Below are 23,366 nucleotides of genomic sequence, written 5' to 3'. Positions count from 1 at the left end.
GCCAAAGGGATTGGCCGGCGCACTGAAATAGTGAGCCTTACTCATGCCGCAAAGCATACGCAACGAACTGGTGGCCATTTTGCGCCTTGCCGGCCCGCTGATCGCCGCCCAGCTGGCGCACGTGCTGATGGTGTTCACCGATACCGTGATGATGGGCCTGCTCGGCCCGGCGGAACTCGCCGCCGGCGGCCTGGGCGCGGCCAGCTATTCCTTCGTGTCGATCTTCTGCGTCGGCGTTATCGCCGCAGTGGGCAACCTGGTCGCGATCCGCCATGGCGCCAATGACGCCATCGGTGCGGCGCGCCTCACCCAGGCCGGGCTGTGGCTCGGTTGGGGACTGGCGCTGGCCGCCGGCCTGTTGCTGTGGAATCTCGAACCGCTGCTGCTGCGCTTTGGCCAGGAGCCGCAGAACATCGAAGGCGGCATGCGCTTTCTCTCCACCCTGGTCTTCGCCCTGCCCGGCTACATGACTTTCATGTCCCTGCGCGGTTTCACCAGCGCCATCGGCAGGCCCGGCCCGGTGATGGCGATCAGCATTGGCGGCGCACTGGCCAACTTCGTCCTCAACTATGCGCTGATCCACGGCTGGTTCGGCTTGCCGCAACTGGGCCTGGCCGGCATCGGCGTGGTCACCGCGCTGGTGATGAATGTCATGGCCCTGCTGCTGGCCTGGCACGTCACCCGCCACCCGGCCTATGCCGCCTATTCGCTGCGCCAGGGGCTGTTCGAACCGCGCCTGGACGACCTCAAGGAGCTGCTGCGCCTGGGCCTGCCCATCGGTGGCACCTATGCGGTGGAATCCGGCCTGTTCGCTTTCGCCGCCTTGTGCATGGGTGCGCTGGGCAGCACCCAGCTGGCGGCGCACCAGATCGCCATCCAGTCGGTGTATGTGGCCTTTATGGTGCCAGTGGGGATTTCCTACGCGGTGACCTTCCGCATCGGCCAGCACTATGGCGCCGGGCGGCTTGAGGAAGCGCGCCGCGCCGGGCGCCTGGGCATCGGCTTCGGCGCCGGCTGCATGCTGGCCTTCGCCGTGCTGTTCTGGGTGGCGCCGGAGCTGGTGGTGGGTCTGTTCCTCGATCACCAGGCCGAGGAATTCCGGGACATCGTGCAGTTGGCCGTGAGCCTGCTGGCGGTGGCCGCCTGGTTCGAGCTGTTCGACGGCACCCAGACCATCGCCATGGGCGCCATTCGAGGCTTGAAGGACGCCAAGACCACCTTCCTGGTCGGCCTCGCCTGCTACTGGCTGGTGGGCGCACCGGCGGCCTGGCTGCTGGCCTTCCCCCTGGGCTGGGGCGCTGAGGGCGTCTGGTGGGGCCTGGCCCTGGGCCTGGCCTGCGCGGCGCTGGGGCTGACCCTGGGCTTCGAATGGAAGACGGCGCGGCTGTTGCGACCTGCTGCTGAGTCGATCGCCGGAAGCACGCGTAGGTTGGGCCGGGCGGCGATCCGCTGAGCTCCGCGAAGCCCAACAGGGCAGGCACCGAGCCCGGTATTGTTGGGCTTCGCTTGGCTCAGCGCCAACCTACGGCCGGCAGTGGGCGTTGGTGCGCGCGGCGCGCCTAGGGCTCCTGGCTGGCGAACAGCGGCTGGCGCGAGCTGAACACCAGGAAGCGCGCCAGCTCGGCCAGGGGTAGCGGCCGGCTGATCCAGTAACCCTGGGCCTGGTCGCAGCCGAACTGGCGCAGCAGCGCCAGCTGCTCGGCGTTTTCCACGCCCTCGGCCACCACCTCCAGCTTGAGGTTCTGCGCCAGGTTGATCATGGCCTTCACCAGTTGGCGGTTTTCCGGCCGATCCTGTATGCCACCGACGAAGCTCTTGTCGATCTTCAGCAAGGCGATGGGCAGGCTGTTGAGGTGGACGAAGGAAGAGAAGCCGGTGCCGAAGTCGTCCAGGGAGAAGCGCACGCCCAACCGGCCCAGGGCGTCCATGGTCTGGCGCACCTGTTCGCTACGGCGCATCACCGCGGTTTCGGTCAGTTCGAACTCCAGCCAGCGGGCATCCACGCCGCGCTCCTGGATCAACCGGCTCAGGGTGGAGAGCAACTGGCTGTCCTGGAACTGCCGGAAGGACAGGTTCACCGCCATGTGCAGCGGCGGCAGGCCGCGCCCGCGCAGCCACTGCATGTCGCGCAATGCGCGGGAGATGACCCAGTAGCCGAGCGGCACTATCAGCCCGCTTTCCTCGGCGAGCGGCACGAATTCGTTGGGGGTGAGCAGGCCGCGTTCGGCGTGGCGCCAGCGCACCAGGGCCTCCAGACCGAGGATGCTGCCGGTCTTCAGGCACAGCCGCGGCTGGTAGTGCAGTTCCAGTTCGTCGCGGCGCAGGGCGCGGCGCAACTCGCTCTCCAGGTCGGCCTGGCTGCGCGCACTACGGTTGATGCGCTCATCGAACACATGGAAGGTGCAGCCCTGGCTGGCCTTGGCCTGCTGCATGGCGATATGGGCGTGCCACATCAGCGGATCGGCGCCTTGTCTGGCGCGGGAGTGGGCCAAGCCCAGGCTGCAGCCCAGCAGCAGACTTTCGCCGTCCACCTGGTAGGGCTCGGCCAGGGCTTCAGCGATGCGTTCGGCGACCTGTTCGGCGCGGCTCGGGTCACGACGGACGTCCAGCAGCAAGGCGAACTCATCGCCCCCCAGGCGCGCCAGCTGGTCGCCGGCGCGCAGCTGCCCTTTGAGCCGCGCCACCACCTGCAGGATCAGGCGGTCGCCGGCCTGATAGCCGAGGGAGTCGTTGGCGTGGCGGAAGTTGTCCAGGTCCAGGTGACCGAGGGCCAGGCCGCGCCCTTCGTATTCCACCAGGCGCGCCGCCAGCAGGGTCTGGAAGCCCTGGCGGTTGGCGATGCCGGTGAGCGGGTCCTGTTCGGCCAGACGTTCCAGGGCGTGCTGCAGGTTGCGCCGCTCGCGGACATGGCGGAGGGTGCGACGCAGGGTGTCGGTGTTGAGGTGTTCGCGCACCAGCCAGTCGCTTACCCCCTGGGGCGCATCAAAGGGCTCCTCCTCCAGCAGCAGGATGATAGGCAGCGGGCAACGGCCGGCCGCGGGAAGCAGCTGTGGGGTGCAGAACACCAGGGCGCAGTCCATTTCGTCCACCAGGCTGCTGGCGGAGTCCCAGGAGGCAGCAGTAACCAGGGGGAATGCGCTGCCCATCGCGGACAGGCGTCCACGAAGGAGTTCCGCCCAGGCCGGCGTTTCCGCCAGCAGGAGCATGCGCATGGGCTCGACGAGCGCGGACAAATGACCTCCCCCGGGTCACAGAGACTACGGCGCTTTCGCGCCGGGTTGCGCCATTTCTGGCGTCATTCTTTCCACGCGTCCCTGCGCGGCCTTCCCCGGAAGGCCGGCGCAGGCGGGACCATCGTACTGCTTGCACGGAATTTTCCAAGCACTACCCACCGGCAAGGCGCGATGCGTCACAGTTGCCCAGAGGTACTTCGGTACACCCCGGCCGGCCTGCTAGAATGCGCGGCCATTCGCCTCGATCCAGCCCCAGCATGTCCCGACTCAACCCCCGGCAGCAGGAAGCCGTGAACTACGTCGGTGGTCCGCTCCTGGTACTCGCCGGTGCCGGCTCCGGCAAGACCAGCGTGATCACCCGGAAGATCGCCTACCTGGTGCAGCAGTGCGGGATCCGCGCGCAGTACATCGTCGCGGTGACCTTCACCAACAAGGCGGCGCGCGAGATGAAGGAGCGCGTCAGCAGCCTCCTGCGCGGCAGCGAGGGCAAGGGTCTGACGGTTTCCACCTTCCACAACCTCGGCTTGAACATCATCCGCAAGGAGCACTCGCGCCTGGGCTACAAGCCGGGCTTTTCGATCTTCGACGAGTCGGACATCAAGGCGCTGCTCACCGACATCATGCAGAAGGAATATGCCGGGGATGATGGCGTCGACGAGATCAAGGGCTACATCGGCAACTGGAAGAACGATCTGATTCTGCCGGAGGAGGCGCTGGCCAAGGCGCGCAACCCGAAGGAGCAGACCGCCGCCGTCGTCTACATGCACTACCAGCGCACGCTCAAGGCGTACAACGCGGTGGATTTCGACGACCTGATCCTGATGCCGGTGAAGCTGTTCCAGAACAACCCGGACATTCTGGAAAAGTGGCAGAACCGCGTGCGCTACATGCTGGTGGACGAATACCAGGACACCAACGCCAGCCAGTACCTGCTGGTGAAGCTGCTGGTGCAGCACCGCGCCCAGTTCACCGTGGTCGGCGACGACGACCAGTCGATCTACGCCTGGCGCGGCGCGCGGCCGGAAAACCTGATGCAACTGAAGGAAGACTTCCCCTCGCTGAAGGTGGTGATGCTGGAGCAGAACTACCGCTCCACCAGCCGCATCCTCAAGTGCGCCAACATCCTCATCGCCAACAACCCCCACGTGTTCGAGAAGCAACTGTGGAGCGAGATGGGCGTGGGCGACCCGATCCGGGTGATCCGTTGTCGCAACGAGGACGCCGAGGCCGAGCGCATCGCCATGGAAATCCTCACCCTGCACCTGCGCACCCAGCGGCCCTACAACGAGTTCGCCATCCTCTACCGGGGCAACCACCAGGCCAAGCTGATGGAGCTCAAGCTGCAGCATCACCAGGTGCCCTATCGCCTGTCCGGCGGCACCAGCTTCTTCGGCCGCCAGGAAGTGAAGGACCTGATGTCCTACTTCCGCCTACTGGTGAACCCGGACGACGACAACGCCTTCCTCCGGGTGATCAACGTGCCGCGCCGGGAAATCGGCTCCACTACCCTGGAGAAGCTCGGCAACTACGCCACCGAGCGCGGCATCTCGATGTACGCGGCCAGCGACGAGATGGGCCTGGCCGAGCACCTGGACAGCCGCTTCACCGACCGTCTGCAGCGCTTCAAGCGCTTCATGGACGGGGTGCGCCAGCAGTGCGCGCAGAACGACCCCATCGCCTCGCTGCGCAGCATGGTGATGGACATCGACTACGAGAACTGGATCCGCCAGAACACTTCCAGCGACAAGGCCGCCGATTTCCGCATGGGCAATGTCTGGTTCCTCATCGAGGCGTTGAAAAACACCCTCGAGCGGGACGAGGAAGGCGGCATGACCATCGAGGAAGCCATCGCCAAGCTGGTGTTGCGAGACATGCTCGAGCGCCAGCAGGAAGAGGAAGACGGCGCCGATGGCGTGCAGATGATGACCCTGCACGCTTCCAAGGGGCTGGAGTTCCCCTATGTCTTCATCATGGGCGTGGAGGAGGAGATCCTCCCCCACCGTTCCAGTATCGAAGCCGACACCATCGAAGAAGAACGCCGCCTGGCCTACGTGGGCATCACCCGCGCGCGGCAGAACCTGGCCATGACCTTCGCCGCCAAGCGCAAGCAGTACGGCGAGATCATCGAATGCTCCCCCAGTCGCTTCCTCGAGGAACTGCCGCAGGAAGACCTGGAATGGGAAGGCATGGAAGACGCGCCCCTGGAAGTGAAGGCCGCGCGCGGCAACACGGCCCTGGCCGACATCCGCGCCATGCTGAAGAAGTCGTAACCAAAGAACCCCGGCACAGACCGGGCTACAAACGAGGGTAAGGGCGTGGAAGCGCTGAAACAGAAGATTCGTGAAGAGGGCATCGTACTGTCCGACCAGGTACTGAAGGTCGACGCCTTCCTCAACCACCAGATCGACCCGCGCCTGATGCAGCAGGTCGGCCATGAGTTCGCCGAACGTTTCCGCGGGCAGGGCATCACCAAGATCGTCACCATCGAAGCCTCGGGGATAGCCCCGGCGGTAATGGCCGGCCTGGAACTGGGCGTGCCGGTGATCTTCGCCCGCAAGTTCCAGTCGCTGACCCTGAAGACCGATCTGCTGATCTCCAAGGTGTTTTCCTTCACCAAGCAGACCGAGAGCACCATCGCCATCTCGGCCCGGCACCTGACCGCTGCGGACAAGGTGCTGGTGATCGACGACTTTCTCGCCAACGGCCACGCCGCCAAAGCGCTGATCGACCTGATCCAGCAGGCGGGTGCGAGCATCGCCGGCATCGGTATCGTGATCGAGAAGTCCTTCCAGGAAGGCCGCGCCCTGCTGGAAAGCGAAGGCTACCGGATCGAGTCCCTGGCGCGAATCGCGTCCCTCGCCGACGGCCAGGTCACCTTCCTCGATTGATCCCGTCGCCGCCGGTTGGGCCGGGGTGGTGTGGGAGCGATTTCAATCACGAATGAATTCGCTCACACAGCTGCCGGCCAACCTGAAAGACCGGAACTGCGACAACAGGTCGCAGCGAACAGGCACAAAAAAGCCGCCCAAGGGCGGCTTTTTCAAAGATGGCGGCGCTGTTACAGGCCGGACATCTTCTTGATGGCGCCTTTCAGCTCATCATCGCTGCAGTCGGCGCAGGTGCCTTTCGGCGGCATGCTGTTGACGCCGGAAATGGCCTTGGCCAGCAGACCATCGACACCACCTTCGCGAGTGGCGCGCTCTTTCCACGCTGCGCCGTCGCCGATCTTCGGCGCGCCCAGCACGCCAGCGGTGTGGCAGGCACCACAGTGCTTGGTGATGATGTCGTCCGGCGTGCGAGCACCGCCGCCAGCGGCTGCGGCTACGGCGCCAACGCCCTTGCATTCCTGACCCTGTACGCAGACCTCGCCCACCGGCTTGATGCGCTCGGCGATGGCGTCGTCGGTCGCGGCCTGGGCGCTAACAGCCCACAGGGCCAATACGGCAGCATGGGCCGCCAGCATCTTCTTGATTAGGTTCACCCTTACACCCTCATCGTGGCTAGTATCGCCCGCGGCCACGGTTTCGCGAGCGGGCGCAAGTATATACGGTTAGTCCGTCACGCTGAAACAACCCAACTTGTCGCAGGGAAATGGGCGTGGGGATTGTGGAATTCAGAAATTCGCCGGCGTCGTGGCGCTGATCAGGCGTGCCGGGGCATCGAACGGATTTCGGAAGCGGTGCGGTTTGCTGCTTTCGAAGTAGTAGCTGTCGCCCGGCTCGAGGATGTACACCTCGTTGCCGATGGTCAGCTCCAGACGGCCTTCCACCAGCATGCCGGCCTCTTCGCCTTCATGGGCGTACATCTCGTCACCGGTGTCGGTGCCCGGCGGATAAGTCTCGTCGAGGAAAGCCAGGGCACGGCTGGGATGGGCTTTGCCCACCAGCTTCATGGTGATGGCGCCGCTGCAGATATCGGTGAGTTCGGAGGCCCGATAGACCACCTGGGTCTGGTTTTCCTGCTCCAGGTCGAGCGAGAAGAATTCCACCAGCGACATGGGAATGCCCCCCAGCACCTTCTTCAGGGAACTGATGGAAGGGCTGACGCTGTTTTTCTCGATCATGGAAATCGTGCTGTTGGTGACACCCGCGCGCTTGGCGAGCTCACGCTGGGAAAGGCCTTTCAGCTTGCGGATGGCTTGCAGTCGAACACCGACGTCCAATGGCGGGATCCTCCTTGGGGGATCAGGGGTAGTCACGGTCGCCGTATCATGGCAACAGCGTTCAGTATTTACAACACTTCGGCTGTCAATACCGCGCAAACTTTCCCCGCCCCAAGGATAACTTTAGTAAAAGCAGTGGCTTAGATATTTGCTTCAGTGAGCTGATCGTTTTCCTGATCACTTGGAATCAGCTGTAGATGAGCGGCACCCGGCGCAGGTTGCAGAAGATCTGGTAGGGAATGGTGGCCGCCTGGGCTGCCACGTCGCTGGCCAGAACCTGTTTGCCCCAGAGCTCGACACGGCTGCCCAGCCCTGCCTGGGGCAGGTCGGTGAGATCGACCGTGAGCATGTCCATGGACACCCGGCCGATCAGCCGGCTCGGCTGGCCGTCGATGGCCATCGGCGTGCCGGTGGGGGCGTGACGCGGGTAGCCATCGGCATAGCCCATGGCGACCACGCCGACGCGGGTCGGCCGTTTGGTGACGAAGCGCGCGCCGTAGCCCACCGGCTGTCCAGCAGGCAGTTCGCGCACGCTGATGACCTTGGATTCCAGGGTCATCACTGGCTTCAGGCGGTCCGCCAGGGGATGCGCCTGCTCGAAGGGGGTAGCGCCGTAGAGCATGATGCCGGGGCGTACCCAGTCGCTGGGCACTTGCGGCCAGCCGAGCAGGGCCGGCGAATTGCGCAGGCTGACCTCGTCGCCAAAGCCGGCGCGAGCCTGTTCGAATACCGCCACTTGTTCGGCGCTGCTGGCGCAGTGCAGTTCGTCGGCGCGGGCGAAGTGGCTCATCAGCACGATCTTTTCCACCTTGCCGCTGGCCTTCAGGCGTTGATAGGCGTCGCGGTATTCGGCCGGGTGCAGGCCGACCCGGTGCATGCCGGAGTCGAGCTTGAGCCAGACGGTCAGCGGCTTGCGCAGGCTGGCACGTTCGATGGCGTCGAGTTGCCAGTTGGCGTGCACCACGGTCCAGAAATCATGCGCCTGGATCAGCTCCAGTTCGTCAGCCTCGAAGAAGCCTTCCAGCAGCAGGATCGGCTTGCGGATCCCCGCCGCGCGCAGCTGCAGCGCTTCCTCGATGCAGGCCACGGCAAAACCGTTGGCCTCGTCCTCCAGCGCTTCAGCGCAACGCACCGCGCCATGGCCGTAGGCATCGGCCTTGACCACGGCCAGGGCCTTGGCGCCGCTGACTTCGCGGGCGAGACGGTAGTTGTGGCGAAGGGCTTCGAAATCGATCAGGGCACGGGCGGGACGCATGGCGAAGGCTTCTTCTATTTGGACGGGTGGAAAAAACCCGGCGCGAACGCCGGGCTGAGCAAGAAACTTAAGGCAGGGCGGCGATGACCGTCATCTCCACCAGCACGTCGGGCGAGTACATCGCCGCCTCGACGCAGGCGCGGGCCGGGGCGGCGCCTTTCGGCACCCAGGCGTCCCACACCGCGTTCATCGCGGCGTAGTCGGCGGCCATGTCCTTGAGGTAGATGGTCACCGACAGGATGCGGCTCTTGTCGGTGCCGGCCTCTTCCAGCATGCGGTCGATGGCGGCCAGGGTCTCGCGTGTCTGCTGGCCGATACCCTCGCCGTGGTTCTCATCCAGCTGGCCGGCCAGGTAGACCGTGCCGTTGTGGATGACGATTTCGCTGTAGCGGGTTTCAGTGCGCAGGCGCTGGATTGACATTGTTCGGGGTCTCCTTGGAATTGCCATAACGGAAGATGTCCAGACCTTCGGCGCTGATCTGCGGACGCTTGCGCGCCATCAGGTCGGCTAGCAGGCGACCGGAGCCGCAGGCCATGGTCCAGCCAAGGGTACCGTGTCCGGTGTTGAGGAACAGGTTGCGGAACGGCGTGGCGCCCACGATCGGGGTGCCGTCCGGGGTCGCCGGGCGCAGGCCGGTCCAGAAGCTCGCCTGGTACAGGTCGCCACCTTGCGGGTAGAGGTCGGCGGTGATCATTTCCAGGGTCTCGCGACGAGCCGGGTTCAGGTCCAGGTCGAAGCCGGCGATCTCGGCCATGCCGCCCACGCGGATGCGGTTGTCGAAACGGGTGATGGCGACCTTGTAGGTCTCGTCCAGGATGGTCGAGGTCGGAGCCATGGCCGGGTCGGTGATCGGCACGGTCAGCGAGTAGCCTTTCAGCGGGTAGACCGGCGCCTTGATGCCCAGCGGCTTGAGCAGCTGCGGGGTGTAGCTGCCGAGGGCCAGCACGTAGCGGTCGGCGGTTTCCAGCTTGCCGTCGATCCAGACGCCGTTGATGCGGTCCCCGGCAAAGTCCAGACCTTCGATGTTCTGGCCAAAGCGGAATTCCACGCCCAGCTTCTCCGCCATCTCGGCGAGGCGGGTGGTGAACAGCTGGCAGTCGCCGGTCTGGTCGTTGGGCAGGCGCAGGGCGCCGGCCAGCTTGTGCTTGACGTTGGCCAGGGCCGGTTCGACGCGGGCGACGCCGTCGCGGTCGAGCAGCTCGTACGGCACGCCGGAACGCTCGAGCACGGCGATGTCCTTGGCCGCGGCGTCTACCTGGGCCTGGGTGCGGAACAACTGGGTGGTACCGAGCGCGCGGCCTTCATAGCTGATGCCGGTTTCAGCGCGCAGCTCGTCGAGGCAGTCGCGGCTGTACTCGGACAGACGCACCATGCGCTCCTTGTTCACCGCATAGCGGGCGGCGGTGCAGTTGCGCAGCATCTGCGTCATCCACAGGTACTGGTCGATGTCGCTGGTGGTGCGGATGGCCAGCGGTGCGTGCTGCTGCAGCATCCATTTGACGGCCTTCAGCGGCACGCCGGGCGCCGCCCAGGGCGATGCATAACCGGGGGAAACCTGGCCAGCGTTGGCAAAGCTGGTTTCCATGGCCACGGCGTTCTGGCGGTCGACCACGACCACCTCGAACCCTGCTTGGGCCAGGTAATAGGCGCTAGTCGTACCGATCACACCACTGCCAAGGACCATCACTCGCATGTCTGTCTCCATTCGCAGCGGGGAATTCGCTGCGTTTGTTATTTTGAGCGTCGTTGGCGCGAAGTATAGGGAGACAGACCCAGTGATATTCACTATATAGATAGCTATATTTGGCGATAATTCTCGGCAGAATGCGCTCCAACGGAGGGGCATCCACCATGCGCACCCAGCATCAATCCCGTCGTGAACTGGACAAGATAGACCGGAATATTTTACGAATCCTGCAGGAAGACGGCCGGATCTCCTTTACCGAGCTGGGGGAGCGCGTGGGCCTTTCCACCACGCCCTGCACCGAGCGCGTCCGCCGCCTGGAACGCGAGGGCATCATCCTCGGCTACAACGCCCGGCTGAACCCGCAGCACCTGAAGGCCAGCCTGCTGGTGTTCGTGGAGATCAGCCTGGACTACAAGTCCGGCGACACCTTCGAAGACTTCCGCCGCGCTGTGCTCAAGCTGCCCCACGTACTGGAATGCCACCTGGTGTCGGGCGACTTCGACTACCTGGTGAAGGCGCGGATCAACGAGATGGCCTCGTACCGCAAGCTGCTCGGCGACATCCTGCTGAAGCTGCCCCATGTGCGCGAATCCAAGTCCTACATCGTCATGGAAGAGGTGAAGGAGTCGCTGAACCTGCCGATTCCCGACTGATTTCCCACTGATTTGGTACTCGCGGCCCAAACCCCTTGGCATTGCCGAGGGGTTCGCCTTATCCTGCTCAAGCGTAAAATTTTCCAAACAATAAAATCAGGATTTCGCACATGAACGCCCGCGTTCGCATCCCGGTGCATACCGAACAGCACGCCCCCTCCTATTACGCAGCGAGCGCCAACCGGCGCATCGAGTACCCGCCGCTCGCGGGTGAGGAGTTGGCCGACGTGTGCATTGTCGGTGGCGGTTTCTCCGGGCTGAACACGGCGATCGAGTTGGCTCGCCGTGGCCTCTCGGTGGTGCTGCTGGAAGCCCGGCAGATCGGCTGGGGCGCCAGCGGGCGCAACGGCGGGCAGCTGATCCGCGGCGTCGGCCACGGCGTCGAACAGTTCGAGCCATTAATCGGCGCGGACGGCGTGCGCGCCCTCAAGCTGATGGGCCTGGAAGCGGTGGAGATCGTCCGCCAGCGCGTCGAGGAGTTCGCCATCGATTGCGATCTGACCTGGGGCTACTGCGACCTGGCCAACCGCCCTCGTGACCTGGCTGGCTTCGCCGAAGACATGGAGGAGCTCAAGGGCCTCGGCTACCGCCATGAGCTGCGCCTGGTGCAACCGCACGAGATGCGCAGCGTGGTGGGCTCGGACCGCTACGTCGGCGGCCTGATCGACATGGGTTCCGGCCATCTGCATCCGCTCAACCTGGCCTTCGGCGAGGCCGTCGCGGCGACCCAGCTGGGCGCCCGCCTGTTCGAGCATTCGGCGGTCACCCGCATCGACTACGGCCCCGAGCTGAAGGTGCATACCGCCCAGGGCCATGTCCGTGCCAAGACCCTGGTGCTGGGCTGCAACGCCTACATGAACGACCTCAACCCGACCCTTGGTGGCAAGGTGCTGCCCGCCGGCAGCTACGTGATCGCCACCGAGCCGCTGCCCACCGAACTGGCCCATGAACTGCTGCCACAGAACATGGCGGTCTGCGACCAGCGCGTGGCCCTGGACTATTACCGCCTCTCGGCCGACAACCGCCTGCTGTTCGGCGGCGCCTGCCACTACTCCGGACGCGACCCGGCGGATATCGAAGCCTATATGCGGCCGAAGATGCTTCAGGTTTTCCCGCAACTGAAGAATGTGCGCATCGACTACCAGTGGGGCGGCATGATCGGCATCGGCGCCAACCGCCTGCCGCAGATCGGCCGGCTGCCGGACCAACCCAATGTCTACTTCGCCCAGGCGTACTCCGGCCATGGAGTGAACGCCACCCACCTGGCCGGCAAGCTGCTGGCCGAAGCCATCTGCGGTGAACAGAGCCAGGGCTTCGATGTGTTCTCCAAGGTGCCCCACATCACCTTCCCCGGCGGCCGCCACCTGCGCTCGCCGCTGCTGGCTCTGGGCATGCTCTGGTATCGGCTGAAGGAAGCGGCGGGGATCGCCTGATACCCTGCCTCACGCAGGCTTGGTCCGCGTAGGATGGGTTGAGCCTGCGAAACCCATCAGTTGGCCGTTCCGCCGCGATGGGTTTCGCTTCGCTCGCGGAACGCCGCCCGACCTATCCTACGAAGAGCCAATGAACGGTGGTTTTCAATCGGCTATCGCCTCGGCATCGTCCTCGAACAGCTCGCGTGTCCAGGCCAGCCAGACGAATCCGGCGGCACCGAGCGCCATCATCAACGGCAGCGCGTGACCGGTCGCCCACTGGCTCACGGCACCGGTCACCAGCGGCCCGACCAGGCAACCGACACCCCAGAGCTGGGCGATATGAGCGTTGGCCCGCACCAGCTCGTCATCGCGATAGCGTTCGCCGATCAGGATCAGCGCCAGGGTGAAGAGTCCGCCGGCGCTGGCGCCGAACAGCACCCAGATCGGCCAGATCAGCACGGTATGCAGCAGCACCGGAATCGACAGGCTGCTGATGAGCAGGGCCAGGCCGCAGACGCGGAACAGGCTGCGTCGGGACATGCGGTCGGCCAGCCAGCCGATGGGCAACTGCAGGGCGGCATCCCCCACCACCACCACACTGGCCATCAGCAGCGCCACGTCCTGGGTGAATCCCTGGCGCAGGCCGTAGATCGGCAGCAGGGTCAGCATCATGGCCTCGAAGGCGGCGAACAGCACCACGGCCCAGGCGATGGTCGGCAGGCGCGTACAGAACGACCAGAGCCCGCGCCCCGAGGCGCTGTGGGCATCGACGCTGGGCGCGCCGCTACGGCCGAGGAGGAGCAGCGAGCCGCCTACCAGCAGGCCGGTACCGGTCCAGAAGCCGAGGTCGTTGCCGGTACCTAAGGCGCTGAGCAGCAGCGGACCGGAGAGCTGGCTCAAGGCATAGCCGGTGCCGTAGAGCGCCACCAGGCGGCCGCGCCACTCCTCCACCGCCAACTGGTTGATCCAGCTTTCGCCGAGGATGAACACCACCGTCAGGGCTACGCCAATCAGCAGGCGCAGCACCACCCAGACCGGATAGCTCTGCAACAGCGCCAGCAGGGCCACCGACAGGGCGCCCACCAGCAGGCACAGCTGCATCAGGGTGGTGGTGCCCAGACGTGCCGCCAGGCGCCCGGCCAGGACGGCGCCGAGCAACACGCCCACCGCCGGGGTCGCAGCCATCACGCCGATGGCGAAGGTGTCGTAACCCCAGCTCTCCAGCCGCAGCGACACCAACGGCATGGTCACGCCCAGGGCGAGCCCGATGCTGATGACCGCGCCGCAGACGGCGAAGTAGGTACCCCAACGCATTGCCCAAGCCCTCCATTGCAGGTGAAAAAGCAAAACGGCCGGGTTCCTGTTGAGGAAACCCGGCCGCAGGTGTAGCTCGTTAGCACCTGTTCATGACCTCACGAGGCCTTTAACTGGCGCCAGGAGCCGGCCCCTCCTTCGGGAAGGGCGGACCTTGAGGCGGTTACCCGCCCGATGTCAGAGCTTGATCCAGGTGGCTTTGAGCTCCGTGTACTTGTCGAACGCGTGCAACGACTTGTCGCGGCCGTTGCCGGACTGCTTGAAGCCGCCGAAGGGCGCGGTCATGTCGCCGCCGTCGTACTGGTTGACCCAGACGCTGCCGGCACGCAGCGCCTTGGATACCAGGTGGGCCTTGGACAGATTGCTGGTCCAGACCCCGGCGGCCAGGCCGTAGATGGTGTCGTTGGCGATGGCGACAGCTTCTTCCGCGTCGTCGAAGGCGATGACCGAGAGCACCGGGCCGAAGATCTCTTCCTTGGCGATGCGCATGGCGTTGTCCACGCCGTCGAAGATGGTCGGCTCGACGTAGGTGCCGCCGGTTTCCTCGAGCACGCGATTGCCGCCAGCCACCAGCGTGGCGCCATCGTCATGGCCAGCCTGGATGTACGCCAGCACGTTGTTCATCTGGGTAGTGTCAACCAGGGCGCCGACGTTGGTGGCCGGGTCCAGTGGGTTGCCCGGTTTCCAGGCCTTGATCGCCTCGACCACCATGGGCACGAACTTGTCCTTGATCGAACGCTCCACCAGCAGGCGCGAACCGGCGGTGCAGACCTCGCCCTGGTTGAAGGCGATGGCGCCGGCCGCGGCTTCGGCGGCGGCCTGCAGGTCAGGGGCATCGGCAAAGACGATATTCGGGCTCTTGCCGCCGGCTTCCAGCCAGACGCGCTTCATGTTGGATTCGCCGGCGTAGACAATCAGTTGCTTGGCGATCTTGGTGGAGCCGGTGAACACCAGGGTATCGACGTCCATGTGCAGGGCCAGGGCCTTGCCCACGGTGTGGCCGAAGCCCGGCAGCACGTTGAATACGCCGGCCGGGATACCAGCCTCGATGGCCAGTTGGGCGAGGCGAACGGCGGTAAGCGGGGACTTCTCGGACGGCTTGAGGATCACCGAGTTGCCGGTGGCCAGCGCCGGACCGAGCTTCCAGCAGGTCATCAGCAGGGGGAAGTTCCAGGGCACGATGGCGGCGACGACGCCGATCGGCTCGCGGGTCACCAGGCCCAGCTCATTGTGCGGAGTGGCGGCGACTTCGTCGTAGACCTTGTCGATGGCTTCGCCATTCCAGCGGATGGCGCGGGAAGCGGCGGCGACGTCGATGCTCAGGGAGTCGCTGATCGGCTTGCCCATGTCCAGGGTTTCCAGCAGGGCCAGCTCCTCGCCGTGGGCGTCGATCAGGTCGGCGAAGCGGATCAGCACTTCCTTGCGCTTGACCGGCGCCAGGCGCGACCAGACGCCGGATTCGAAGGTGGCGCGGGCGTCCTTGACCGCCAGCTCGGCGTCGGCCAGGTCGCAGCTGGCCACCTTGCCCAGCAGGCGGCCGTCGACCGGGCTGATGCAGTCGAAGGTCGCGCCGGAAACGGCGTCGGTGTATTCGCCATGGATGAAGGCGCGGGTTTCGATCTGCACGGACTTGGCGCGCTGTTCCCAATCTGCTCGAGTCAGGGTGGTCATTGGAGCTTTCCTCTTATTAGAAGAGTGCCGCCAGCTCAGGCATGCACTGTCAAAAATTCTGCAAGGCCGACCTCTGGGTAGCCATCCTCGCAACCCTAAACCAGCCAGACCAGCCTTTTCAATATATTTTACAGATTACGGCCAAACACCCTTGTCATGTTCGTTATATTAAACATAGACTCCGGCGAAATCACTACAACACCGCACCTTGCCTTTTCTGGTGGCCACAATGACAAACAGCAGTTCGCCGCAACCGGGCAGAATATCCAACAGTCTCGACGATTTCTGGATGCCCTTCACCGCCAACCGCCAGTTCAAGGCCAATCCGCGCCTGCTGGAAAGCGCCGAAGGGATGTACTTCACCAGCAGCGACGGACGCCAGGTGCTCGACGGCACCGCCGGCCTCTGGTGCTGCAACGCCGGCCATGGCCGACGCGAGATCACCGAGGCGGTGAGCCGGCAGATCGCCAAGCTGGACTTCGCCCCGACCTTCCAGATGGGCCACCCGCTCCCCTTCGAGCTGGCCGAGCGCCTGGCCGATGTGGCACCCAAGGGCCTGAACAAGGTGTTCTTCACCAACTCCGGCTCGGAATCGGCGGACACCGCCCTGAAGATCGCCCTCGCTTACCAGCGCGCCATCGGCCAGGGCACCCGCACCCGTCTGATTGGCCGCGAACTGGGCTATCACGGCGTCGGTTTCGGCGGCATATCGGTGGGCGGCATGGTCAACAACCGCAAGGCCTTCCCCGCCCTGCTGCCGAACGTGGACCACCTCCCGCACACGCTGGATATCCAGCGCAACGCCTTCAGCCGCGGCCTGCCGGAGTTCGGCATCGAGAAAGCCGATGAGCTGGAGCGCCTGGTTACCCTGCACGGTGCCGAGAACATCGCCGCGGTGATTGTCGAACCCATGTCCGGTTCCGCCGGCGTGATCCTGCCGCCGGTGGGCTACCTGCAGCGCCTGCGCGAGATCACCCGCAAGCACGGCATCCTGCTGATCTTCGACGAAGTGATCACCGGCTTCGGCCGTGTCGGCCAGGCCTTCGCCGCCCAACGCTGGGGCGTCACCCCGGACATCATCACCTGCGCCAAGGGCCTGACCAACGGCGCCATCCCCATGGGTGCGGTGTTCGTCGCCGAAGAGATCTACCAGGCCTTCATGCAGGGTCCGGAAAGCGCCATCGAATTCTTCCACGGCTATACCTATTCTGGTCACCCGGTAGCCTGCGCCGCCGCACTGGCGACCCTGGACATCTACCAGGGCGAGCGCCTTTTCGATCGCGCCATCGAATTGGAGGGCTACTGGCAGGACGCACTGCTCGGCCTCAAGGAGCTGCCCAACGTGATCGACATCCGCGCGGTGGGCCTGGTCGGCGGCGTGCAGCTGCAACCCAGCGCCGACGGCGCCGGCAAGCGCGGCTTCCAGGTCTTCGAGCAATGCTTCCGCGACGGCGTGCTGGTGCGCGTCACCGGCGACACCATCGCCGTGTCGCCGCCGCTGATCGTGGAAAAGGAACAGATCGACACCCTCGTCGGCACGCTCGCCGACGCCATCCGCAAGGCCGTCTGAACAGGGACAACAGCATGAACATCCAGCAGATAGTCGACTTCGCCCAGGCCACCACCGCCCCGGAACACTATCGCCCGGCGCCCGAGAAGATCCTCAAGGGCGACCCCGCGCAGAGCGTGCGCAATCACTACGGCAGCCCCTGCGGGCAGTTCAACGTGGGCATCTGGGAAGGCGCCGTGGGCCACTGGACCGTGAGCTACAGCGAGCACGAGTACTGCGAGATCCTCCAGGGCGTTTCGGTGATCCGCGACCAGGAGGGCAACGCCAAGACGGTGCGCGCGGGTGATCGCTTCGTCATCCCGGCCGGCTTCTCCGGCACCTGGGAAGTGCTGGAGCCCTGCCGCAAGGTCTACGTGATATTCGAACAGGCTGCCCGCTGAGCCTGTTCGCCTCCCATGCTTGTCACCCTTCAGCCCGCCTCCGGCGGGCTTTTTTATGGGTGCTGCAAGGGAATTTGCAGGATGGGACGGGCGAGAAATCGCGGGCATGAAAAAGCCCGCACTAGGCGGGCTTCTTCGACAAGGGCCGGATCAATTACTTGATCTTGGCTTCCTTGTACATCACGTGCTTACGCACGACCGGATCGAATTTCTTGATTTCGATCTTGTCGGGAGTAGTGCGCTTGTTCTTGTCGGTGGTGTAGAAATGGCCGGTACCGGCGCTGGACACCAAACGGATCAGTTCACGCATGATTAGCTCCTTAAACCTTTTCGCCGCGAGCACGCAGCTCGCTCAGAACGGCATCGATACCGCGCTTGTCGATTACACGCATGCCCTTGGCGGAAACGCGCAGACGCACGAAGCGCTTCTCGGACTCGACCCAGAAGCGGTGATGCTGCAGGTTCGGCAGGAAACGACGACGGGTTTTGTTGTTTGCGTGGGAAATGTTGTTCCCGGTAACCGGACCCTTACCGGTTACTTGACAGACTCTCGACATGCCTCAGCCCTCTAAACCACATGCCCAACCCGGCATGGGTTGGCCGCTTGAACTCTCACTTTAATGGGCGCTGAAGCGCCCGTCTCGTCAGGGTCTTACCGGCCGCACAATGACTGCGAAAGACCGGGCCCCCAGAAAAGAGCGCTGCTTTATATCAGAAAGACCCTAGTGCAGCAAGGGCCGTAGCGTTTTACCCACAGGTCAGGCAGGGTCGAATCTGCGCCTGCGCCGCCACGGCAAGGCCGCCCGGAAGAAGCGACCGCTCGTCGCCAACCACGCATTGTCCGCCGGCCAGCCTTCGTCTAGGGTAAGGCTTTTGGCCCGCCACGGGCCCGTCAGTCGTCGCAAAGGAGTCTGCCATGCGTTTTGCCGCCCTTCCGCTGCTGTTCGCCCCGCTGCTCGCCCAGGCCGCTACCCTAAGCGTCTGCACCGAGGCCAGCCCCGAAGGCTTCGACGTGGTGCAGTACAACTCCCTGACCACCACCAACGCCTCGGCCGACGTGCTGATGAACCGCCTGGTGGAGTTCGATGCCCAGCGCGGGCAACTGGTGGCGGGCTTGGCCGAGCGCTGGGATGTCGCGCCCAACGGCCTCAGCTACAGCTTCCACCTGCGCAAGGGCGTGGCCTTCCACACCACCGACTACTTCAAGCCGAGCCGGCCGCTGAACGCCGAAGACGTGGTTTTCAGCTTCCAGCGCATGCTCGACCCGGCGAACCCCTGGCACAAGGTGGCCCAGAGCGGCTTTCCCCACGCCCAGTCCATGCAGCTGCCGAGCCTGATCAAGAGCATCGACAGGGTCGACGACCAGCAGGTGCGCTTCACCCTGAACAAACCGGACGCCACCTTCCTCGCCACCCTCAGCATGGGCTTCGCTTCCATCTATTCCGCCGAGTACGCCGAGCAGTTGATGAAGGCCGGCACTCCGGAAAAGCTCAATGCCCAGCCCATCGGCACCGGCCCCTTCGTCTTCAAGCGTTTCCAGAAGGACGCCGCGGTACGCTACGCCGCCAACCCCGATTACTTCGCCGGCAAGCCGGGCGTGGACGGCCTGGTCTTCGCCATTACCCCCGACGCCAACGTGCGCCTGCAGAAGCTGCGCCGCGGAGAATGCCAGATAGCCCTGTCGCCCAAGCCCCTGGACGTGCAGTCCGCTGCCGGCGACAAGAATATCCGGACCATCCAGACCCCGGCCTTCATGACCGCGTTCGTCGGCATCAACAGCCAGCACGCGCCCCTGGACAAGCCTCAGGTGCGCCAGGCGATCAACCTTGCCTTTGACAAGGCCAGCTACCTGAAGGCGGTATTCGAGGGCAGCGCCAGCGCCGCCGACGGCCCCTACCCGCCGAACACCTGGAGCTACGCCAAACAGCTGCCGCCTTACCCGCACGACCCGCAGAAGGCCAAGGCGCTGCTCGCCGAGGCCGGCCTGAAGGACGGCTTCAAGACCACTATCTGGACCCGCCCCTCCGGCAGCCTGCTCAACCCCAACCCGAGCCTCGGCGCCCAGCTGCTGCAGGCCGACCTGGCCAAGGTGGGCATCCAGGCCGAAATCCGCGTGATCGAATGGGGCGAACTGATCCGTCGCGCCAAGGCCGGCGAGCACGACCTGCTGTTCATGGGCTGGGCCGGCGACAACGGCGACCCTGACAACTTCCTCACACCGCAGTTTTCCTGCGCCTCGGTGCAGTCCGGCCTCAACTTCGCGCGCTATTGCGACGCCGACCTGGACAAGCTGATCAGCGACGGCAAGACGCACGCCGACCCGGCCGAGCGCACGGCGCTCTATGAAAAGGCCCAGCGGATCATTCGCGAACAGGCCCTCTGGCTGCCGCTCGCCCACCCGACCGCCTTCGCCCTGACCCGCGCCGAGGTGGCGGGCTACCAAGTCAGCCCCTTTGGCCGGCAGGACTTTTCCCGGGTGAAGCTGGACTAGACCCAGCCACGCTCTGCCATGGATAAGGGCTCGCCGTCGCCGACAACGAAGTGGTCCAGCACCCGCACGTCGATCAGCGCCAATGCCTCCTTGAGGCGCAGGGTCAGCTGGCGGTCGGCCTCGCTGGGCTCGGCAACGCCCGAAGGGTGGTTGTGACTGAAGATGATGGCCGCCGCATTGTGCGCCAGGGCGCGCTTGACCACCTGGCGCGGATAGACGCTGGCACCGTCTATGGTGCCGTTGAAGAGCACCTCGAAGGCCAGCACCCGGTGCTTGGCGTCGAGGAACAGGCAGGCGAACTGCTCATGCCGGGAATGGCGCAGCTGCGCCTTGAGGTAGTCGCGCACCGCCTGCGGGCTTTCCAGCGCGGAGTCGCGGCGCAGCCGTTCGGCCAGGTGCCGCCGGGCCATCTCCAGCACCGCCTGCAACTGGGCGTACTTGGCCGGCCCCAGGCCGAGATGCTGGGTGAAGTCATGCAGCTCGGCCTCCAGCAGCGCACGCAGGCTGCCGAAGTCCTCGAGCAGATGGCGGGCAAGATCCACGGCGCTGCGCCCGGCAACGCCGGTACGGAGGAAAATGGCGAGGAGTTCGGCGTCGCTGAGGGCCGCCGCGCCCAGTTCGAGAAGCTTCTCCCGCGGGCGTTCTGCCGCAGGCCAATTACGGATGCTCATGACACCTCCATGGTTGAGCGGCGCCGCTGTTCCGGTGCGGGCGCTGTGCTATCTTAACCCACCTTTTTTGCGCGGCGATCGGCCTGGGGAGGCGCCTTCGCCGTTGCGCATCGTCAACTTCCATAAAAGGCAGGCCTATGCAGCGGCTCTATCGGAAACGCATCCTCCTGGGCGTGGGCGGCGGCATTGCCGCCTACAAGAGCGCTGAACTGGTTCGCCGCCTACGCGACCAGGGCGCCGAGGTCCGCGTGGTGATGACCCAGGGCGGCCGCGAGTTCATCACCCCGCTGACCCTGCAGGCCCTCTCCGGGCACCCCGTCCACCTCGACCTGCTCGACCCCGCCGCCGAAGCGGCCATGGGGCATATCGAGCTGGCCCGCTGGGCAGACCTGGTGCTGATTGCGCCGGCCACCGCCGACATCATGGCGCGCCTGGCCCAGGGCGTGGCGGACGACCTGCTGTCCACGCTGGTGCTGGCCACCGACGCTCCCGTGGCCCTGGCCCCGGCGATGAACCAGGCCATGTGGCGCGACCCGGCCACCCAGGCCAACCTGGAAGTCCTCGCCCAACGTGGCCTGCGCCTGTTCGGCCCGGCTGCCGGCAGCCAAGCCTGCGGCGACGTCGGCCTCGGCCGCATGCTGGAAGCCGAGGAACTGGCCCAGCGCGCCGCCGACTGCTTCGAGCACCGCGCCCTGACCGGCCGCCATGTGCTGATCACCGCCGGCCCGACCCAGGAAAACATCGACCCGGTGCGTTACATCACCAACCACAGCTCCGGCAAGATGGGCTTCGCCCTCGCCGAAGCCGCGGTGGAGGCCGGCGCCAAGGTGACCCTGATCACCGGCCCGGTGCACCTGCCCACGCCGGACCGGGTCAACCGCATCGACGTCGTCAGCGCCCGCGACATGCTCGCTGCCTGCGAAGCGGCCATGCCCTGCGACCTGCTGATCGCCGCCGCCGCCGTGGCCGACTACCGCCCGGAAGTGGTCGCACAGCACAAAATGAAGAAGGACCCGACCAGCGGCGAAGGCCTGCTGCTGCAGCTGGTACGCAACCCCGATATCCTCGCGACCCTCGCCGGCCGGGCCGACCGTCCCTTCAGCGTGGGCTTCGCCGCCGAGACCGAGAACCTCCTCGAATACGCCTCGCGCAAGCTCAAGGACAAGAACCTCGACCTGATAGTCGCCAATGACGTGGCCAACCCCAGCATCGGCTTCAACAGCGAGGAGAACGCCATCACCGTCATCGACCGCGACCTGGGTCAGAACAGCTTCGCCCAGACCAGCAAGGGCAAGATCGCCCGCCAGCTGATCGCCTTCATCGCCGACCGCCTCAACCAGGCCTGAGACTCCATGCACTCACTGCAAGCCAAGATCCTCGATCCCCGCATTGGCAGCGAATTCCCGCTGCCGCAATACGCCACCCCGGGTTCCGCAGGCCTCGACCTGCGCGCCATGCTCAAGGAAGAAATCGTCCTCGAGCCGGGCCAGACCATCCTCATCCCCACCGGCCTGTCGATCCACATCGCCGACCCGGGCCTGGCGGCCCTGGTCCTGCCGCGCTCGGGCCTGGGCCACAAACATGGCGTGGTGCTGGGGAACCTGGTGGGCCTGATCGACTCCGACTACCAGGGCGAACTGATGGTCTCCTGCTGGAACCGCGGCCAGACCGCCTTCCGCATCGCCATCGGCGAGCGCATCGCCCAGCTGATCCTGGTGCCCGTGGTCCAAGCGCACTTCGAGCTGGTCGAGGAGTTCCATGAAAGCCAGCGTGGTGCCGGCGGTTTCGGTCACACCGGCAGCCACTGAACGCCTAACATCAGGACGAACCGCCGAGGAGACGTTCAGTGAAACTCTTCAAGCGCAGCAGCAAGGACGCCGCCCCCAACAGCTCGCCCCGCCCGCCGGGTGCGGCCGGGGCCCGCGCCAAGGGTTCGGACGACCTGCTTCCCGGCGTGCTTGCCGCCCTGGGTGGCATAGTCGCCGCTGGCGCCCTGCTCTGGTTCGGCGTGATCCATCCCGCTGAACAGGACCGGGTCGACCAGCTCAGCCAAGCCTGGGGCGGAAGCCAAGCGGCCTCCCTGCGCCAGGCCATCGCCCAGTTACGCGCAGACACCGCCGTCGCGGCCCGCGATCCCAGCCTGATCGACGCCCTCAACAGCGGCGACGCCGCCCAGCTGAAGGCCGCCGAGCGCAGCCTGGGCTACCGCGACGGCGTGGTCGACGCGCACCTCAACCTGCCCGGCCAGGCGCAGCAGAACAGCCAGCGCGCGGCTCCGATGAACTATGCCGCCCTGGACCTGCTGCGCCGACTGGAAAATGGCCAGCAGCCCAGCCCCGAGGCCTACAAGGTGGACCAGCGCTGGCTGGTCTACAGCGCCGCACCACTGCGCCTGAACGACCAGGCCGCGCCCCAGGGCACCCTGCTGCTGGTGTTTGACCTCCAGCGCCTGCTGCACAGCCTGCCGCCCCTGCCGGCGGAGGTCGGCCAGCTGCAACTGACCCAGCAGTTCAGCAACGCCCCGGCCCAGGTCCTGGCCCAGATCGGCCAGGCAGGCGAAGCCGCGCCCCTTGACCTGGACAGCGGCAATTCGAACTGGAAGCTCAGCTTCACACCTGGCCTGACCCTGACTCAGGCAACCGTCTCCCCCCTGCTGCTCGCACTGGCTGCCCTGCTCGCCCTGGGCGGCGCCGTGCTCGGCCTGAGGCTCAGCCAGGGCGCGCTGCAGCGCAAGCTGCACGATGACGCTCGGCAGCTCAATCAAATGTTGCAAGAACTCTCGAACGGCGGGAGCGTCAAAGCCTTCAGTCTGCGCCTGCCGGCGCTGGACAGTCTGGCCCAGGCACTTGCCCGCCAGCCCAGG

Annotated in this window: 21 protein-coding genes; 10 read left to right on the top strand and 11 right to left on the bottom strand. The window is 65.5% G+C overall.

Annotation, left to right across the window (positions count from 1 at the left end; genetic code table 11):
* The first annotated feature begins 43 nt into the window (after positions 1 to 43).
* Positions 44 to 1,453, top strand: a complete 1,410-nt coding sequence (locus tag E8F12_RS16500) for a NorM family multidrug efflux MATE transporter (RefSeq protein ID WP_280326304.1) — start codon at positions 44 to 46, stop codon at positions 1,451 to 1,453.
* 106 nt (positions 1,454 to 1,559) lie between these two features.
* Here the strand turns inward: E8F12_RS16500 and E8F12_RS16495 are convergent, their stop codons facing one another.
* Positions 1,560 to 3,233, bottom strand: coding sequence for a bifunctional diguanylate cyclase/phosphodiesterase (locus E8F12_RS16495; RefSeq protein WP_280326303.1), 1,674 nt, complete (start codon positions 3,231 to 3,233; stop codon positions 1,560 to 1,562).
* Between the two features lie 257 nt (positions 3,234 to 3,490).
* Here E8F12_RS16495 and rep point away from each other — a divergent pair, with 257 nt between their 5' ends.
* Positions 3,491 to 5,503 carry a DNA helicase Rep gene (rep, locus tag E8F12_RS16490; protein ID WP_280326302.1) on the top strand — a complete coding sequence of 671 codons (2,013 nt, stop codon included), beginning with the start codon at positions 3,491 to 3,493 and terminating at the stop codon, positions 5,501 to 5,503.
* 45 nt (positions 5,504 to 5,548) lie between these two features.
* Positions 5,549 to 6,121 carry a xanthine phosphoribosyltransferase gene (locus E8F12_RS16485; RefSeq protein WP_280289610.1) on the top strand — a complete coding sequence of 191 codons (573 nt, stop codon included), beginning with the start codon at positions 5,549 to 5,551 and terminating at the stop codon, positions 6,119 to 6,121.
* Between the two features lie 170 nt (positions 6,122 to 6,291).
* On the opposite strand, the gene E8F12_RS16480 is transcribed toward E8F12_RS16485, so the two are convergent.
* From E8F12_RS16480 to dadA, 5 genes are all read right to left on the bottom strand, one after another.
* Positions 6,292 to 6,714: a c-type cytochrome gene (locus E8F12_RS16480; protein ID WP_348532426.1), complete on the bottom strand. Its 423-nt coding sequence runs from the start codon at positions 6,712 to 6,714 to the stop codon at positions 6,292 to 6,294.
* A gap of 132 nt (positions 6,715 to 6,846) precedes the next feature.
* Positions 6,847 to 7,395 carry a cupin domain-containing protein gene (locus tag E8F12_RS16475; RefSeq protein ID WP_280326301.1) on the bottom strand — a complete coding sequence of 183 codons (549 nt, stop codon included), beginning with the start codon at positions 7,393 to 7,395 and terminating at the stop codon, positions 6,847 to 6,849.
* Positions 7,396 to 7,582: 187 nt separating this feature from the next.
* A complete protein-coding gene (alr, locus tag E8F12_RS16470) occupies positions 7,583 to 8,650 on the bottom strand; it encodes an alanine racemase (RefSeq protein ID WP_280326300.1) in 1,068 nt (355 codons plus the stop codon).
* Between the two features lie 67 nt (positions 8,651 to 8,717).
* On the bottom strand, positions 8,718 to 9,071 hold the full coding sequence (locus tag E8F12_RS16465; RefSeq protein ID WP_280289606.1) for a RidA family protein: 354 nt from the start codon (positions 9,069 to 9,071) through the stop codon (positions 8,718 to 8,720).
* Positions 9,046 to 10,344: a D-amino acid dehydrogenase gene (gene dadA, locus E8F12_RS16460; protein WP_280326299.1), complete on the bottom strand. Its 1,299-nt coding sequence runs from the start codon at positions 10,342 to 10,344 to the stop codon at positions 9,046 to 9,048. Before dadA ends, E8F12_RS16465 begins: the two co-directional genes overlap by 26 nt.
* 158 nt (positions 10,345 to 10,502) lie before the next feature.
* On the opposite strand from dadA, the gene E8F12_RS16455 reads away from it, so the two are divergent.
* A complete protein-coding gene (locus E8F12_RS16455) occupies positions 10,503 to 10,991 on the top strand; it encodes an Lrp/AsnC ligand binding domain-containing protein (protein WP_016495366.1) in 489 nt (162 codons plus the stop codon).
* Between the two features lie 110 nt (positions 10,992 to 11,101).
* A complete protein-coding gene (locus E8F12_RS16450; protein ID WP_280326298.1) occupies positions 11,102 to 12,424 on the top strand; it encodes an FAD-binding oxidoreductase in 1,323 nt (440 codons plus the stop codon).
* Positions 12,425 to 12,568: 144 nt separating this feature from the next.
* Here E8F12_RS16450 and E8F12_RS16445 read toward each other — a convergent pair whose 3' ends face one another.
* Positions 12,569 to 13,720 (bottom strand): MFS transporter, encoded by a 1,152-nt coding sequence (locus E8F12_RS16445; RefSeq protein WP_280326297.1) that lies wholly within the window; start codon positions 13,718 to 13,720, stop codon positions 12,569 to 12,571.
* A gap of 177 nt (positions 13,721 to 13,897) precedes the next feature.
* Positions 13,898 to 15,391 carry an aldehyde dehydrogenase gene (locus tag E8F12_RS16440; protein WP_280326296.1) on the bottom strand — a complete coding sequence of 498 codons (1,494 nt, stop codon included), beginning with the start codon at positions 15,389 to 15,391 and terminating at the stop codon, positions 13,898 to 13,900.
* A 229-nt stretch (positions 15,392 to 15,620) separates the two neighbouring features.
* On the opposite strand from E8F12_RS16440, the gene E8F12_RS16435 reads away from it, so the two are divergent.
* Together E8F12_RS16435 and E8F12_RS16430 are read left to right on the top strand one after the other, a co-directional pair.
* On the top strand, positions 15,621 to 16,961 hold the full coding sequence (locus E8F12_RS16435; RefSeq protein ID WP_280326295.1) for an aspartate aminotransferase family protein: 1,341 nt from the start codon (positions 15,621 to 15,623) through the stop codon (positions 16,959 to 16,961).
* Between the two features lie 14 nt (positions 16,962 to 16,975).
* A complete protein-coding gene (locus E8F12_RS16430; protein WP_280326294.1) occupies positions 16,976 to 17,341 on the top strand; it encodes a cupin domain-containing protein in 366 nt (121 codons plus the stop codon).
* A 154-nt stretch (positions 17,342 to 17,495) separates the two neighbouring features.
* Here E8F12_RS16430 and rpmG read toward each other — a convergent pair whose 3' ends face one another.
* Positions 17,496 to 17,651, bottom strand: coding sequence for a 50S ribosomal protein L33 (gene rpmG / locus E8F12_RS16425; protein WP_003464575.1), 156 nt, complete (start codon positions 17,649 to 17,651; stop codon positions 17,496 to 17,498).
* Between the two features lie 10 nt (positions 17,652 to 17,661).
* Positions 17,662 to 17,898 (bottom strand): 50S ribosomal protein L28, encoded by a 237-nt coding sequence (gene rpmB / locus E8F12_RS16420; RefSeq protein ID WP_028626887.1) that lies wholly within the window; start codon positions 17,896 to 17,898, stop codon positions 17,662 to 17,664.
* Between the two features lie 359 nt (positions 17,899 to 18,257).
* On the opposite strand from rpmB, the gene E8F12_RS16415 reads away from it, so the two are divergent.
* Positions 18,258 to 19,832 (top strand): ABC transporter substrate-binding protein, encoded by a 1,575-nt coding sequence (locus E8F12_RS16415; RefSeq protein WP_280326293.1) that lies wholly within the window; start codon positions 18,258 to 18,260, stop codon positions 19,830 to 19,832.
* Here the strand turns inward: E8F12_RS16415 and radC are convergent.
* Complete coding sequence (gene radC, locus E8F12_RS16410) at positions 19,829 to 20,503, bottom strand: DNA repair protein RadC (protein ID WP_280326292.1); 675 nt, start codon at positions 20,501 to 20,503, stop codon at positions 19,829 to 19,831. The two genes, E8F12_RS16415 and radC, sit on opposite strands and share 4 nt — an antisense overlap.
* A 137-nt stretch (positions 20,504 to 20,640) precedes the next feature.
* Here radC and coaBC point away from each other — a divergent pair, with 137 nt between their 5' ends.
* Together coaBC and dut are read left to right on the top strand one after the other, a co-directional pair.
* Complete coding sequence (gene coaBC / locus E8F12_RS16405) at positions 20,641 to 21,849, top strand: bifunctional phosphopantothenoylcysteine decarboxylase/phosphopantothenate--cysteine ligase CoaBC (protein WP_280326291.1); 1,209 nt, start codon at positions 20,641 to 20,643, stop codon at positions 21,847 to 21,849.
* Between the two features lie 6 nt (positions 21,850 to 21,855).
* The gene (gene dut, locus E8F12_RS16400; protein ID WP_280326290.1) at positions 21,856 to 22,311 is read left to right on the top strand and encodes a dUTP diphosphatase; all 456 of its coding nucleotides are present in this window, start codon (positions 21,856 to 21,858) and stop codon (positions 22,309 to 22,311) included.
* Positions 22,312 to 23,366: the final 1,055 nt, after the last annotated feature.

Source organism: Pseudomonas sp. BN102 (genome assembly GCF_029871245.1).
Classification (GTDB): Bacteria; Pseudomonadota; Gammaproteobacteria; order Pseudomonadales; family Pseudomonadaceae; genus Metapseudomonas.
This window is presented reverse-complemented; position numbering and strand designations above follow the sequence as displayed.

Bases quoted from the DNA above. Each gene is read 5' to 3' on its own strand.
- E8F12_RS16500 (WP_280326304.1), top strand. From the start codon at position 44: ATGCCGCAAAGCATACGCAACGAACTGGTGGCCATTTTGCGCCTTGCC.
- rep (WP_280326302.1), top strand. From the start codon at position 3,491: ATGTCCCGACTCAACCCCCGGCAGCAGGAAGCCGTGAACTACGTCGGT.
- alr (WP_280326300.1), bottom strand. From the start codon at position 8,650: ATGCGTCCCGCCCGTGCCCTGATCGATTTCGAAGCCCTTCGCCACAAC.
- E8F12_RS16465 (WP_280289606.1), bottom strand. From the start codon at position 9,071: ATGTCAATCCAGCGCCTGCGCACTGAAACCCGCTACAGCGAAATCGTC.
- dadA (WP_280326299.1), bottom strand. From the start codon at position 10,344: ATGCGAGTGATGGTCCTTGGCAGTGGTGTGATCGGTACGACTAGCGCC.
- E8F12_RS16455 (WP_016495366.1), top strand. From the start codon at position 10,503: ATGCGCACCCAGCATCAATCCCGTCGTGAACTGGACAAGATAGACCGG.
- E8F12_RS16450 (WP_280326298.1), top strand. From the start codon at position 11,102: ATGAACGCCCGCGTTCGCATCCCGGTGCATACCGAACAGCACGCCCCC.
- E8F12_RS16445 (WP_280326297.1), bottom strand. From the start codon at position 13,720: ATGCGTTGGGGTACCTACTTCGCCGTCTGCGGCGCGGTCATCAGCATC.
- E8F12_RS16440 (WP_280326296.1), bottom strand. From the start codon at position 15,391: ATGACCACCCTGACTCGAGCAGATTGGGAACAGCGCGCCAAGTCCGTG.
- E8F12_RS16435 (WP_280326295.1), top strand. From the start codon at position 15,621: ATGACAAACAGCAGTTCGCCGCAACCGGGCAGAATATCCAACAGTCTC.
- E8F12_RS16430 (WP_280326294.1), top strand. From the start codon at position 16,976: ATGAACATCCAGCAGATAGTCGACTTCGCCCAGGCCACCACCGCCCCG.
- rpmG (WP_003464575.1), bottom strand. From the start codon at position 17,651: ATGCGTGAACTGATCCGTTTGGTGTCCAGCGCCGGTACCGGCCATTTC.
- rpmB (WP_028626887.1), bottom strand. From the start codon at position 17,898: ATGTCGAGAGTCTGTCAAGTAACCGGTAAGGGTCCGGTTACCGGGAAC.
- E8F12_RS16415 (WP_280326293.1), top strand. From the start codon at position 18,258: ATGCGTTTTGCCGCCCTTCCGCTGCTGTTCGCCCCGCTGCTCGCCCAG.
- radC (WP_280326292.1), bottom strand. From the start codon at position 20,503: ATGAGCATCCGTAATTGGCCTGCGGCAGAACGCCCGCGGGAGAAGCTT.
- coaBC (WP_280326291.1), top strand. From the start codon at position 20,641: ATGCAGCGGCTCTATCGGAAACGCATCCTCCTGGGCGTGGGCGGCGGC.
- dut (WP_280326290.1), top strand. From the start codon at position 21,856: ATGCACTCACTGCAAGCCAAGATCCTCGATCCCCGCATTGGCAGCGAA.